Origin of the sequence: Corallococcus sp. AB011P, from assembly GCF_003611605.1 — a bacterium.
Taxonomy (GTDB): domain Bacteria; phylum Myxococcota; class Myxococcia; order Myxococcales; family Myxococcaceae; genus Corallococcus; species Corallococcus coralloides.
The window spans coordinates 113,938-127,363 of the sequence record NZ_RAVX01000020.1; the positions used below are offsets into that span (position 1 = coordinate 113,938).

The following is a 13,426-nucleotide window of genomic DNA, read 5'->3' on the forward strand; positions in this document are numbered from 1 at the left end:
TTCGTCCTGCCGCCGACTCCTGGAGTCATCGTTCCGGAGCTGCCAGTGCCGAGCCCCTCCATACTCTCGCCTTTCGTGGTCTTGCACCCTGCGCCAACGAGCAGCGCCGACACGAGCGTTCCCAGCAGCACCGCCTTGAATGCCTTCATTGCATGCACCTCCCTCACCGGCCCGGGTGGAAGGTTGAGAAACGGCACCTGGGGAGCCACTGACCTTGGGGATGGGTTCGTGGTCGGGAAGGCACACTTCGGATGAGACGGGAAGGCTTCATCGAAGGTGCGCAGGCACCGGCTCCCGGACCTCGGTGTCGAGCCTCGTCCAATCGAGGACTCGTCTCTAGAATGGACGGGCCGTTCAACCTGGGAGGTCGTACATGCGCAAGGGAATCGCGAAGTTCGTGTTCATGCTGGGCGTCGTGGCCGGTGGCGCCGTCGGGGCGCTGATGCCCACCAGCTCCGAGGCCATTGGCCTCTGCTCCAACATCTGCACGAACGAAGACTGCTCGTGCTTCCGTCGGTGTGCCGGCGTGGGCGCCGGGCAGTGCGTCTGTTCGGACATCACCATCTGCCAGTAGGCCGAAGTGGATGAACCGCGGCCGGGCCTCCGTGAAGGGCCCGGCCGTTTCAGAGCCGGTCGAGGATCTCCGTCCTCTTCCGCGCGTATTCCTCCTCCGAGACGAGGCCCGCGTCGGCCATCCGCTGGAGGTCCGCCAGGGCCTTCACGGGGTCTGCGTGCGCCGCCTGGCCCGTCGCCATTGCGTCCATGCCCTGGCGGAGGAACCTGCCCAGGTCCTGCGCGACGACCGGCCCCAGGACGACGACGCCCTGTGGGTCCTTCGGGTCGACCTTGACGTTGAGCCGCAGCCCCACGTCCATCACCCGCACGTTCCAGTCGTGCCACCGGCTGCTCAACGACACCTGATACGGCGCCTCGCCGGGCATCCGCACCTCGAGCAGGAAGTCGAAGACCTGGCTGCGGTTGATGTACATCCGCGTGGCCTTGTACTCCAGCACCGTGGCCTCGCCCGGCAGACCGTGGTTGCGGGTCTGCTCCTTCTTCCATGCCCGGTAGATCAGGCGCACGACGAAGGCGCCTCCGCCAAGGAAGAACAGTGCCCAGCTCCCCGCCACCACCGCCATGACCACATCTTCCTCGCGCATCAACCCCACCTCGAAGAGACAGCATGCAGGCCCGGAACGGACGCCTCACCCGGGTACAAACGGCCGGGGCCCTGCATGAAAACAGTGAAGGCCGCGCACCGCCACGCCCTGTCACGAGGTTTCACCGGAACAATTTCTCGCGCGGCGTCCGGCCGGTAGCATGCGCGCCCATGCTCCTCTCCCAGAACGAGTTCCTCCCGCGCGCGGAGGCCGTGCGCGCCCGGCTCGAAGGCGCTGTCCTCAACGCGCTCTCCCATCACGGTGAGCCCTCGGTCTCGGAGCTCGCGGCTGTCTTCCGGAAGGACGCGCAGCGGTCCCCGTCCCAGGTCGCGGAGGCGCTATGTCCCGGCCCCCTGTCGCCCATCGGCTTCGCGGCCCTGGTGATGCGCGAGCTGCTGGCGCCCGAGGACGCGGTGCTCGAAGGGACCATCTCCGAGGCCCGGGTCATCACGGGCAACGCGCGGGCTGCCGGCTTGCTGCGTGTCACCGCGCCCCTCGTCGTCCTCGGGGACATGGAGGTGGCGGGCGTGCTGGAGGACTGCGGACCGGATTCGACGGTCGTGGTCGTGGGCCGTTGCACGGCATGGGGGCTCCAGACGTCAGGGAACTTCCTGGTGCTCGGCGACCTCGTGGTCCGGGATGCCATCCAGGGCATCTACAACGACGACAGCCTCGTCGTGGCGGGTGACCTCACCACGCGATTCCTCGACGAGAACGATCACGACGTCACCTGCTACGGCGAGACCCACGCCGAGCAGCACCTGGAGAACGGCCGCCCCGGAGAGGACGCCGCCTCGCTCGCGTCCACCTTCCTGCGCCCGGAGCTGTGGAACCTCGATCTGGGGGAGATCCACCACGACGCCCTGTTCAAGCGCATCCAGGAGGGCGAGCCCGTCTTCACGGACACGCTCCAGCCCCAGCAGGTCCGCGAGCCGGATGAACCCACCGCCGAGGAGCTCGAAGGCCTGGACATCGAAGGCATCGCGGCCCAGGCGTCGAAGAACGCGCGCGCAAGGGACGTCGTCTACGCCCAGCGCAAGACAGGCGAGGTGTGGCTGATGCGTCCCAGCAGCCTGCCCCTGCACATCTTCGACGGGAAGGAGTTCCTCGGACAGGGAACGCCGCCCGCGCTCGACGTGAAGCAGCGGGCCTCGGAGCGCGTCACCTTCTGGCGCAGGCGGGGCGACCTCTTCATCGAGATCGAACGCTTCGGCGCCGTCGTGCAGTTCCACGCGGGACTCAACAACGGGTCGATGCGCACGTTCCGCTTCGCCTTCGAGACCTCCGACGCCGCCGCACAGGAGGTGCGGCGGCTGGAGGCCCGCTACGAAGGAGACTTCCTGCGCGTCACGACCGTGGTTCCCGGCCGGGGCCCGCTCGAACGGGAGTTCGCGAAGTACGGCGGCCCGAAGAACGAGTACACGTCAGCCATCGTGGACGGCACCACGCTGGTCACCCGCGACGACGAGCGCCAGACCTTCGATGACGAGGCCTCCGCGCTGAGCGCCCTCGAAGATTGGATCGCCGGGAAGCGCCAGGCGGGGTTCGACCTGAAGATCCTGGAGTGGAAGCCCTTCGGCCTCCTGGGCCGACGCTAGGACTACTCCAGGGTCATGTATTCCGGCTGGTACACCGACCGGTTCCGCAGCGGCGAGGGACCGCCGCTGTTCACGCAGTAGCCGGTCGGGTTGTCGCAGCCGGACTCGGGGTTGCCCCAGTACGCCGTGAGGTTCATCCAGGCGAGCGACCCCGAGTACGTCCCCGCCGGCTGCCAGGGAATGACCACCACGTTGTTCCAGGTGTCCCACGCGAGCCCGGCGCCGGTGTCGTCCGCCAGGAAGTCGCCGTTGAAGATGGTCTCGTAGATGTGCCGCGCGGCGTCCGGATAGAGACCATGCGAGCCATTGGCGGAGAACACCTCCGGATGCCAGCCGGTGAGGAACACGGCCTTGTCGCCGAACGTGAAGGCCTGCCCGTTCGCGTGCTGGCTCAGATAGACCTGCGCGGGGCGCCCATCAATGAAGCGCACGGTGAGGTGCTCCCAGTCCCCCACGTGGTTGCCGAAGGTGGAGTAGCCGCCCACGCAGCCCCAGGGCGAATACCAGCCAATGCACACGCGCTTGCCATTGTTGTACGGGTAGAAATTCCAATACAGCACGTCCGTCACGTTCGTCGGCAGACCGCCCTGGGTGCGCGGGATGACCTGCGCGTAGACGGGCACCGGCGTCTGGTTGGGGCGCTGGCCGTCCAGGAACTGCGGATCCGTGCAGGAGTCACAGCCCAGCGCCTGGTTCGTCACCAGGTGGCCGTTCTCCTCGTGGACGTTGGCCAGGTGGAACTGCGTGGAGGACGGGAAATAGGCCTCGTCCGGATGCAGCCACACGCGCGGCGCGAACGTCGCCACCGTCTGCGCGTCCACGGGCAGGCCCCGCAGCTCCGCGTTGGACGTGGCGCTCTTGTTGAGGACCCAGTAGCGATTGCCGCCCGTGTCGCCATGGCTGGGGCGGGAGACGAAGGTGGATGCGGGCAGGCCGCGGTGGTCGCGCCCCACCGCCTGCCACACGCCGATGTCGTCGTCCGCGCCAGAGCCCCTGTCGTCCCACACCCAGGCGGGATTGGCGGGCAGCACGTATTCGCTCCGCACGCAGCGGATGAGGTCCGTGGAGGGCTTGGAGTAGCCCAGCACCGCGACGTGGCCCAGGCAGGTGTAGCCCGCGGGCGCGACCGGCTCCCAGAAGGAGACGTCGTGCGTTCCACCGGAGCCGGAGTCGTCCCAAGTCCAGTTGTAGTTGGACGGACGCGCGAGCAGGTCCCCCTCCCCGCGAACCACGAACGTCGTCGCGGGCGCCTGTCCTCGGTTCGGCATGGCGACGTCGCCCAGCGAGAAGTAGCCCGGCGTCTGGGAGAGGTCCGGGCGCCAGACGGCGATGTCGTTCGTCGCGCCGGTGCCGTGATCGTCGTAGACCCAGGTGAAGCGGCTCGTGGGCCGGACCTCCAGCGCCTTGGGATGGCGCAGAACCCCGGAGTCCGACGCCAGGGTGAACTCGGCGCTCTGGCCCGACAGCGCGGTCGCCGCGACCAACTGGTAGCTGCCCGGAGCCAGCGTGACGACCAGGCGCGAGTTCGTGCCGCCACCGCCGTTGTTGTCCTGCGCGAGGATGGTGCCGTTCGCATCCAGCAGGTACAGCCAGGCATCCGCGGACGACGTCAGCGTGAACGTCACCGGATTGCTGGACGTCTGTGAATCCAGCAGGAACACCCGGTTGCCCGGACTGGTGGAGCTCTGTCCTCCCGAGCCCTGCCAGAAGCCGTAGACGGTGTTCGCGTGGGCTGCGTTCGCCACGAGCGAAGACGTGGCGAGCGCGACGAGGGATAGGAATCGCCGGAGGGCCATGGATACCTGGGGAAGGAGGAAACCCAGGACCCTACTCCGGGACTGCTATTCCCGGACGTCGTTGACGTGGTTGTACGGGGTTCCGAGGGGAATCGTGTCGCCGTTGGCCGCCGTGCGGTCGACGGTGGAGATGCTCCACACGTCCAGCGTGTCATCGTTGTCCACGTTGCCCACGCACACGGCCGTCACGCTGCAATCGGGACAGGTCCCCTCCACGCCGGGCTCCACGCCCGCCTGATCCAGTGCCGCCTGGATGGCCTCCGGGTCGAGCGCGGGGAACGCTCCCGCCACGGGGATGACGTCCTCCGGCATCCGCAGCACATAGGCATAGCGATTGCGCGGTCCCGGCTCGAATCCCATCATCGCGAAGCTGTCCACGGGATGGTTGTCCACCACGTACGCCCTCACCGTGCCGAAGAACGCCTTCAGGTTGACCTTGCACTCCGCCTGCTTCGAGCGCGCCTGGAAGCTCACGAAGTTGGGAATGGCGATGGCTGCCTGGATGCCGATGGTGAAGAGCCCCAACCCCGCCACGCAGAGGGCCGCGATGGCGAGCCCCCTGCGCCCGGCATGCTCCGGCTTGCCTGTCTTCACCATCGCCAGGATGGCCAGCACGAGCCCTACCGGCCACAGACAGACGATGCACAGGCCTGCGATGGTGAAGCCCAGCGCGACGCCAGGCAGGACGGTCTTCTTCGGCGGGGAGGACTCAGGAGCGATTGGGGTCGTCACGGCCCGCATCGTAGTGCCGTGCGTACTGCTGCCGGAGCACGAATTTCTGGGCCTTGCCCGTGCTGGTCTGCGGCATGGCCGGGAGCAGGACGATGGCCTTGGGCACTTCAAACCCACCCAGGTGCTGGCGGCAGTGGGCGTTGATCTCCGCCTCCGTCGCGGAGGCGTTGGGCTTGAGCACGACGAAGCCCGTCACCGCCTCCGTCCAGCGTGAGTGCGGCAGGCCCACCACCGCGACCTGAAGCACCGCGGGGTGGCGCAGGAGGACCTCCTCGACCTTGATGGACGGGACGTTCTCTCCGCCCGTCTTGATCATGTCCTTCTTGCGGTCCACGAAGAGCAGCTGACCGTCGGCGTCGAACATGCCCAGGTCGCCCGTGTGGTGCCAGCCGAAGGCGCTCGCCCGCGCGGTCGCCTCCGGGTCCTTGTAGTAGCCGAGCATCACGTTCGGCCCGCGGTGGACGATCTCCCCCACCTCGCCGCGCCCGAGCAGCCGGCCCTCGTCATCCATGATGGCCGTCTCATTCGTCACGGCCGAGTCACCCCAGTACGAGCCGAACCGCTTGAGCTGCTGCTCCGGCTTGAACATGGTCGTCGCCGGGTACATCTCCGTCTGGCCTGACGCGAGCGCGAAGCCGCCCGGACAGAAGTGCTCGATGAGCTCCACGAGCATGGTGCGCGCCATGGGCGCCATCACGTAGAGGCACAGGCGCAGGCTGGACAGCTTCGTGGCCGGACGCGCCGGGTGCGCCAGCATCGCGCCGTACATCACCGGCAGGCCCAGCAGGAACGTGATGCCGCGCTGCTCGATGGTCGCGAGCATCGCCCCCGGGTCGAAGGCCCGCCGCACGACCACGGTCGCCCCGGCCAGCAGGAACGTCATCACGATGGCGTGCTGCGCGCAGTGGAACATCGGGAGCACGCAGAGGGTGGAGTCCGACGAGCGCATGCCCAGCTCGAACAGGTTCCCGCTCAGCGCCGCGTGCACCGACGCATGCGAATGCATGACGCCCTTCTGCTGGCCGGTGGTGCCGCTGGTGTACATGATCTGCGCGAGCTGGCCGCTCTGGATGTCCACCTCCGGCAGTGTGCCGTGCTGCCCCGTCAGCGTGTCCAGGAACGCGACCGAGTCCCCGCCCGGCGCCGCCTGCCCCTCCGGCACGCAGACGATGATGCGGGTGCCCAGCGCGTCGAGCATCGCCCGCAGCCCGGGCTTCGCGAGCAGCTCGGCGTCGACGACGGCATGTGTCGCCTCTGCGTGTTCGAGGATGTACCGGACGGCCTCCACGGAGAGGCCGGTGTTGATGGGCACCCAGACGAACCCCGACTTGTAGATGCCCACGAAGGCGGTGAGCATCTGCGCCGAGTTGCCGCAGAGCATCGCGATGCGCGCGCCCTGGGGCAGCCCCTGGGCGAGCAGGTAGTGCGCGAACGCGTTCGAGCGCCGGTCGAGCTCCGCGTAGGAGAACTCGAGGTCCCCGTCGACGAGCGCCGTCCGCTCCGGCCAGCGCACCGCCGACCGGTGGACGATGTCTCCCAGAGAGACGCGGCTGATGCGCGGGGACCGAGGTGCCTGGATCGCTGACATCGTGTGCTCCATTCCGCCCGTTCGGGCGTCGGGTCGAACCGGGTGCCCCCGCGGCCTATTTCGGCGCGGCCCATGCGGGAGGCCGGCGCTCCAGGAAGGCGAGCATCCCCTCCTGGGCCTCTTCGGAGGCGAACAGCCGGCCGGAGAGCGCGACCATCTCGGCGCCCCCGGAATCGATGCGCGCGCGCAGGCCGGCGGACACCAGCTGCTTGGTCTCGCGCAGGCCCTGCGGAGACGACACGCGGAACGTCTCCAGGATCTGCTCGACGGCGCCCTCCAGGGACGCGTCTGGCACCGCGGTGGTGATGAGCCCGATGCGCGCGGCTTCGGCTGCGTCGAAGGCCTCACCGGTGAGGAAGTAGCGGCTCGCCGCCCGGCTGGTCAGGTGCGGCAGGGTGGTGAGCGAGATGACCGCGGGCGTCACGCCGATGCGCGCCTCCGTGAAGGCGAACTTCACGGACTCCGCGACGACCGCCACGTCACACGCGCCCACGATGCCGATGCCGCCTGCCCTCACCTGCCCGGCGACCTTCGCCACGACGGGCTGCGGCAGCGTCACGATCGTGCGCAGCACGTCGAGCAGCACGCCCGGAGCCTTCGCGGCGCCTCCGTCCGCCATCTCCGAGAGGTCCGCCCCCGCGCAGAACGCGGGACCGGTGGCCGCGAGGACGACCGCGCGCACGCCCGGGTCGGCGCCCACGGCGTTCAGCCGCTCCAGCAACTGCGTGACGAGCGCCCGCGACAGCGCGTTGCGGTTGCGCGGCGAATCGAGCGTCAGGGTCGCGACGCCACGAGAGACTTCGTACCGGACGAGCGGTGCTTCACTCATGCTGCCTCCTTCGCTGCGGGGGAGACGACCGCGACGACATGTCTTGCCGGCACCTGCGCCCCGACCGTGACGTTCACCGCCGTGACCACGCCATCCGTGGGCGCGATGAGGGACGACTCCATCTTCATCGCTTCGAGCACCACCAGCACGTCGCCCTTCTTCACGGTCGCGCCGACCTCGGTGCTCACCCGAATGATGCGGCCGTCCATGGGCGCGCGAAGGCGGCCGTCGCTGGCGCGCTCGCGTTCGGAGGGCAGCCGGAAGGACACGTCGCGCAGCTGGCGCGTGATGCCGTCGAGCGTGCACCACAGCGTGCCACCCGCACGGCGGTAGCGGACCGCGCGACGGCGCCCCGCCACCTCCACCTCTGCGCGCTCGGGGCCGAGTCCGCGCAGGGAGAGCGCGAACGAGCTGTCGCCGATACGGACCTCGTAGGCCTCCGCTGCGACGGGACGCACCGAGGCGCGGAACTCCGAAGCACCGTCATGCAGGCTGACCGGCACCGGCAGGGCGTAGGAGCTGCTCCAGCCCGTGAGCGTCGCGTCGAAGCCACCCTTCCGGGCCAGCGCCTGCGCGTCGTCGTGGAAGAGCAAGGCGGCCAGGATGGCCTGATCCTCCGGGGAGGCCTTCCCGAGCGCCTGCAGCGTCTCCGGCGGCGTGTGCGCGCCGACGAAGCCCGTGTCGTACCGGCCGGAGCGGAACGCCTCGTGCCCGAGGACGTGCTGGATGAACGCACTGTTCGTCGTGACGCCGAACACCGTCAGCTCGCGCAGCGCCGCGGCCAGCCGCTCGCGAGCCGTCTCACGGTCCGGTCCGTACGCGATGAGCTTCGCCTGCATGGAGTCATAGAACGGCGTGATGTCCTGGCCTTCACGCACGCCATGATCCACACGGACGCCCTCCCCCGCTGGCGGATCCCATGCGAGGAGCCGGCCCGTCTGCGGGAGGAAGCCGCTGGCCGGGTCCTCCGCGCACAGGCGCGCCTCGATGGCGTGCCCGCGCCAGGTGATCTCCGGCTGCATCAGCGGGAGCGGCTCGCCGTCCGCGACGCGCAGCTGCCATTCGACCAGGTCGAGCCCGGTAATCAGCTCCGTCACCGGGTGCTCCACCTGCAGGCGCGTGTTCATCTCCATGAAGAAGAAGTCGCCGTTCGGCGCCAGGAGGAACTCGATGGTCCCCGCGCCGCGATACCCGATGGCGCGGATGGCCTGCACCGCCACGGCCCCCATGCGCTCGCGCAGCTCGGGCGTGACGGCCGGAGATGGGCTCTCTTCAATCACCTTCTGGTGCCGGCGCTGCACGGAGCAGTCGCGCTCGCCCAGGTGCACCGCGTTCCCATGTTCGTCCGCGAAGACCTGCACCTCCACGTGACGCGCGCCTTCAATGGCCCGCTCCAGGATGAGCTCGCCGCTGCCAAACGCGTTCGTCGCCTCCGAGCGCGCCGAGCGGATGGCGTCGAGCAGCGCGCCCGGCTCGCGGACGAGCCGCATGCCGCGCCCGCCACCGCCCGCCGCCGCCTTCACCATGATGGGGAACCCGACGCGCTGGCCCTCGCGGACCAGGGCTTCGTCCTCGAGCGACTCGCCAGGGCGTGCCGCCTCATAGCCGGGGATGCAGGGCACGTCCGCGGCCTGCATGCGCAGCTTCGCCTGCCGCTTGTTCCCCATCAGCTCGATGGCTTCCGCCGGCGGGCCGACGAACACGAAGCCGGCCTCCGCGCACGCGCGTGCGAAGTCCTCGTTCTCCGACAGGAAGCCGTACCCGGGATGGATGGCATCCGCGCCGGACGCCTTCGCCGCGGCGAGGACCCGCTCGATGGAGAGATAGGACTCCCGCGCGGGCGGCGGCCCCAGGTGCATGGCCTCGTCCGCGAGCCGCACGTGTGGGGCATCCCGGTCCGCATCGGAGAAGACCGCGACCGTGCGCAGCCCGAGTCGGCGGCACGTGCGCAGCACGCGCACGGCGATCTCACCCCGGTTCGCCACCAGCACCTTGTGGATGCGTTTCATGATTCCCCTCGCTACAGCCGGGCGACACCGAAGGAGTTGGGCGACAGCGTGCGGCGCGAAGCCTCGTCGCACGTGGCCAGGATGAACCCGAGCACCCGCCGCGTGTCCCGGGGGTCGATGACGCCGTCGTCGAACAGCCGCGCGCTGCATTGGAAGGCATCCGACTCGCGGTCGAACTGCTCGATGAGCGGCTTCGCCATCCCGTCCAGGAACTCCTGATCGGGAGGCAGCCCCGCGCGCCGGGCCTTCTCCGTGGCGACGATGGTGAGCACCTTCGCCGCCTGCTCACCGCCCATCACCGCCGTGCGTGCGTTGGGCCAGGCGAAGATGAATCGCGGGTGGAACGCACGGCCGCACATGCCGTAGTTGCCCGCCCCGAAGGCACCGCCCAGCAGGAGGGTCATCTGCGGCACGGTCGCGTTGGCCACCGCCTGCAACATCTTCGCGCCGTGCTTCACGATGCCGCCCTGCTCCGACTGCGTGCCCACCATGTAGCCCGTGGTGTTCTGCAGGTAGATGATGGGCGTGCGCGCCTGACAGCAGAGCTGGATGAACTGTCCCGCCTTCGTCGCGCCCTTCGCGGTGATGGGCCCGTTGTTGCCGATGAGGCCCACCGCCCTGCCCTCGATGCGCGCCCAGCCGCAGACGGTGAGCGCGTCGTAGTCGTCCTTGAAGGGCGAGAAGTCCGAGCCATCCACGAGCCGCGCAATCACCTCGCGGCAGTCATAGGGCTTGCGGTGGTCCATGGGCACGACGCCGCACAGCTCCTCCACCGCGTAGCGGGGCGGCTCGAAGGCGGGACGCGCGGACGCCGGCAGGGCGTCATTCCACCCCAGCGACGCGACGATCTCCCGCGCGATGCGGATGCCGTCGGCGTCGTCCTCGGCGAGGTGGTCCGACGTGCCGGCCACGGTGGTGTGCATCTCCGCGCCGCCGAGGTCCTCGTCCGTGGCGACTTCACCCGTGGCCGCGAGCAGCAACGGCGGGCCGGCGAGGAACACCTTCGCCTTGCCGCGCACCATGACGACGTGGTCGGACAGGCCCGGGATGTAAGCGCCGCCCGCGGTGCTCGAACCGTGGACGACGGTGACCTGGGGGATGCCGGCCGCGGACAGCTTCGCCTGGTTGTAGAAGGTCTCCCCGCCTGGGATGAAGATCTCCTGCTGGTAGAGCAGGTTCGCCCCGCCGCTCTCCACGAGCGACACCACGGGCAGCCGGTTCTGCAGGGCAATCTCCTGCGCACGCAGCGCCTTCTGGACACCCCAGGGCGTCGCCGTGCCGCCCTTCACGGCGGAGTTGCTCACGAACACCAGGCAGCGCACACCGGACACGAAGCCAATGCCGATGATGGTGTTCCCACCGGCCAGCGAGCCGTCGCTGTCGTCGTGGTGCTTGTAGCCACAGAGCGTGGAGAGCTCCAGGAAGGGCGAGCCCCGGTCGAGCAACAATGCCAGACGCTCACGCGGGAGCAGCTGACCGCGCTGCTTGAACTTGTCCCGGGCCAGCTGCTCGGTGTCGCGCGACTTCTGCTCGATGGCGCGCAGCTCCGCGACGCGGGCGAGCATCTCCTGGCGCTGCGTGGTGAAGGTGGCGGAGGCCGGTTCGACCTGGGAGACGAGCGTGGGCACGTCACTTCTCCTTCGGGCCGTCGAGGATGGCGGGCCCCTTGGCTAGGTGGAACCCGTCGTAGGGCTTCGAGTTGTCGTGCTCCGAAAGCGGGAACGCCTTGGTGTTGCAGGACGCGCCGCCGTCGATGCGGATGACCTCGCCGGTGATGAACGCCGCCACGTCGGAGAGCAGGAACACGATGGCGCCGCTCACCTCCGCCTCGGTGGCCAGCCGGTGCAGGGGCACCTGCTTTCGCAGGAAGGGGATCATCTCGCGGACGAAGGGGTCCTCGTAGGTGTCCAGCCCGCTGGAGGCGACCCAACCGGGCGCGACCGCGTTGACGCGAACCCCGGAGGCGGCCCACTCGACGGCGGCCGTCTGCGTCAGGTTGAACATGCCGGCGCGCGCCGCGCCCGAGTGCCCCATGCCCGGCATGCCGTTCCAGGCATCCGCGAGCATGTTCACGATGGCGCCGCCGTGCTCACTCATGGACTGGGTGAACACCTCGCGCGCGACCAGGAAGCCGCCGGTGAGGTTCGTCGAGACGACCGCCTCGAAGCCCTTCTTGGAGATCTGCGACAGCGGCGACGGGAACTGCCCGCCCGCGTTGTTCACGAGCCCGTGGATGCGGCCGTGCTTCTGGACGACGGCGGCGACCATGTCGCGCACCGCGGCCTCGTCCCGGATGTCCACGGAGTGCTGCGTGGACGCGTGGCCCTCAGCGGAGAGCTCCTCGGCGACCTTCGAGAGCTTCTCCGGCTTGCGGCCCACGAGGACGATGTGCGCGCCGAGCGACGCGAGCTCGTGCGCGGTGCACCGGCCAATGCCGCTGCCGGCGCCGGTGACGATGATGGTGCGGCCCGCGAAGGAATTCGGGGCGAAGACTGAACGGTATCCCATCGTGTAGCTCCTCAGCCGCGCGCCTTGCGGGGCAGCGTTCCCATGGCCTTGCTGATGATTCCGAGCATCACCTCGTCGGCGCCGCCGCCGATGGACCCCAGACGCAGGTCCCGGTAGGCGCGGGCGACGGGGTTGTCCCAGGTGAAGCCCATGCCGCCCCAGTACTGGAGGCAGCCGTCGACGAGCTCGCGGGCAAGCCGGCCCGACTTGAGCTTGCACATCGAGGCGAGCTTCACGACCTCCGGGTCGTCCTTGTTCTCGATGTACATGCCCACGGTCCGGTAGATGAGCGCCCGGAGCGCCTCCACCTCCGTCTGCAACTCAGCGAGCCGGAAGTGCACGCTCTGGTTGTCGAGGATGGACTGGCCAAAGGCCTTGCGCTGGCGCGTGTACTCCGCCGTCTGCGCGATGAGCCGGTCGAAGGTGACCAGGGTGCTCGCCGACACGAACAGCCGCTCCTCCTGGAACTGCTGCATCTGCATCGCGAAGCCGCGGCCCTCGTCGCCGATGCGGAAGCGCGCCGGGACACGCACGCCGTCGAAGAAGAGCTGCGCCGTGTCGGACGCCCACATGCCGAGCTTGCGGATCTTCGACCGCGTGATGCCGGGGCGATCCATGGGCACGATGATGAGCGACTTGTTCGCGTGCGCGGGCCCGTCACCCGTGTTGGCGAGCAGGCAAACCCAGTCCGCCTGCATGCCGTTGGTGATCCACATCTTGCTGCCGTCGATGACGTAGTCGTCACCGTCGCGGCGCGCCGTGGTCGTCACGCTCGCCACGTCGGAGCCGGCACCGGGCTCGCTCACCGCGATGGAGCAGACGCGCTCGCCCGTGAGCGTGGGCGCCAGGAACTCCCGCCGCAGCGCATCGCTGCCGAAGCGCGCGAGCGCGGGCGTGGCCATGTCCGTCACGACGCCGATGGCCATGGGCAGCGCGCCACAGGTGCAGTGCCCCAGCTCCTCCGCGAAGGCGACGGAGAACGACGCGTCCAGCCCCAGCCCGCCGAACTCCGTGGGCTTGGTGATGCCGAGCAGCCCGAGCTCGCCCAGCTTCTTGAAGACCTCCCGTGCCGGGAAGATCTCCGCGGCCTCCCAGGCGTCGACGTGCGGGTTCAGCTCCTGTTCCACGAACTTGCGGACGGTCTGGCGGATGGCGCGGTGTTCCTGGGTCTGCTGCATGGGCTTCCTCGGTGGAATCGGGCGCGTG

General features: G+C 69.2%; 11 protein-coding genes. 2 read left to right on the top strand and 9 right to left on the bottom strand.

Annotated features, from left to right (window positions below; genetic code table 11):
* Nucleotides 1–373: 373 nt before the first annotated feature.
* Nucleotides 374–574: a hypothetical protein gene (locus D7X30_RS33825; protein WP_014395921.1), complete on the top strand. Its 201-nt coding sequence runs from the start codon at nt 374–376 to the stop codon at nt 572–574.
* A gap of 49 nt (nt 575–623) precedes the next feature.
* Here the strand turns inward: D7X30_RS33825 and D7X30_RS33830 are convergent, their stop codons facing one another.
* Nucleotides 624–1,160, bottom strand: a complete 537-nt coding sequence (locus tag D7X30_RS33830) for a hypothetical protein (protein WP_120567115.1) — start codon at nt 1,158–1,160, stop codon at nt 624–626.
* A gap of 170 nt (nt 1,161–1,330) precedes the next feature.
* On the opposite strand from D7X30_RS33830, the gene D7X30_RS33835 reads away from it, so the two are divergent.
* A complete protein-coding gene (locus tag D7X30_RS33835) occupies nt 1,331–2,758 on the top strand; it encodes a hypothetical protein (RefSeq protein WP_120567116.1) in 1,428 nt (475 codons plus the stop codon).
* A 2-nt stretch (nt 2,759–2,760) separates the two neighbouring features.
* Here D7X30_RS33835 and D7X30_RS33840 read toward each other — a convergent pair whose 3' ends face one another.
* Genes D7X30_RS33840 through D7X30_RS33875 form a run of 8 tightly spaced genes read right to left on the bottom strand, consistent with a single transcriptional unit; the run spans nt 2,761 to nt 13,398 of the window.
* The gene (locus tag D7X30_RS33840; protein WP_199724627.1) at nt 2,761–4,554 is read right to left on the bottom strand and encodes a Vps62-related protein; all 1,794 of its coding nucleotides are present in this window, start codon (nt 4,552–4,554) and stop codon (nt 2,761–2,763) included.
* 45 nt (nt 4,555–4,599) lie between these two features.
* Nucleotides 4,600–5,295: a pilin gene (locus tag D7X30_RS33845; protein ID WP_120567117.1), complete on the bottom strand. Its 696-nt coding sequence runs from the start codon at nt 5,293–5,295 to the stop codon at nt 4,600–4,602.
* The gene (locus tag D7X30_RS33850; RefSeq protein WP_120567158.1) at nt 5,264–6,874 is read right to left on the bottom strand and encodes an AMP-binding protein; all 1,611 of its coding nucleotides are present in this window, start codon (nt 6,872–6,874) and stop codon (nt 5,264–5,266) included. The genes D7X30_RS33845 and D7X30_RS33850 overlap by 32 nt, the downstream gene beginning before the upstream one ends.
* Nucleotides 6,875–6,929: 55 nt before the next feature.
* Nucleotides 6,930–7,703, bottom strand: coding sequence for an enoyl-CoA hydratase family protein (locus tag D7X30_RS33855; RefSeq protein WP_120567118.1), 774 nt, complete (start codon nt 7,701–7,703; stop codon nt 6,930–6,932).
* The gene (locus D7X30_RS33860; protein ID WP_120567119.1) at nt 7,700–9,712 is read right to left on the bottom strand and encodes an acetyl-CoA carboxylase biotin carboxylase subunit; all 2,013 of its coding nucleotides are present in this window, start codon (nt 9,710–9,712) and stop codon (nt 7,700–7,702) included. The genes D7X30_RS33855 and D7X30_RS33860 overlap by 4 nt, the downstream gene beginning before the upstream one ends.
* Nucleotides 9,713–9,723: 11 nt before the next feature.
* Nucleotides 9,724–11,340, bottom strand: a complete 1,617-nt coding sequence (locus tag D7X30_RS33865) for an acyl-CoA carboxylase subunit beta (protein ID WP_120567120.1) — start codon at nt 11,338–11,340, stop codon at nt 9,724–9,726.
* A gap of 1 nt (nt 11,341) precedes the next feature.
* Entirely contained in the window at nt 11,342–12,220 is an 879-nt protein-coding gene (locus D7X30_RS33870; protein WP_120567121.1) for an SDR family oxidoreductase, read from the bottom strand.
* 11 nt (nt 12,221–12,231) lie between these two features.
* Nucleotides 12,232–13,398 (bottom strand): acyl-CoA dehydrogenase family protein, encoded by a 1,167-nt coding sequence (locus D7X30_RS33875; protein ID WP_120567122.1) that lies wholly within the window; start codon nt 13,396–13,398, stop codon nt 12,232–12,234.
* Between the last annotated feature and the right edge of the window lie 28 nt (nt 13,399–13,426).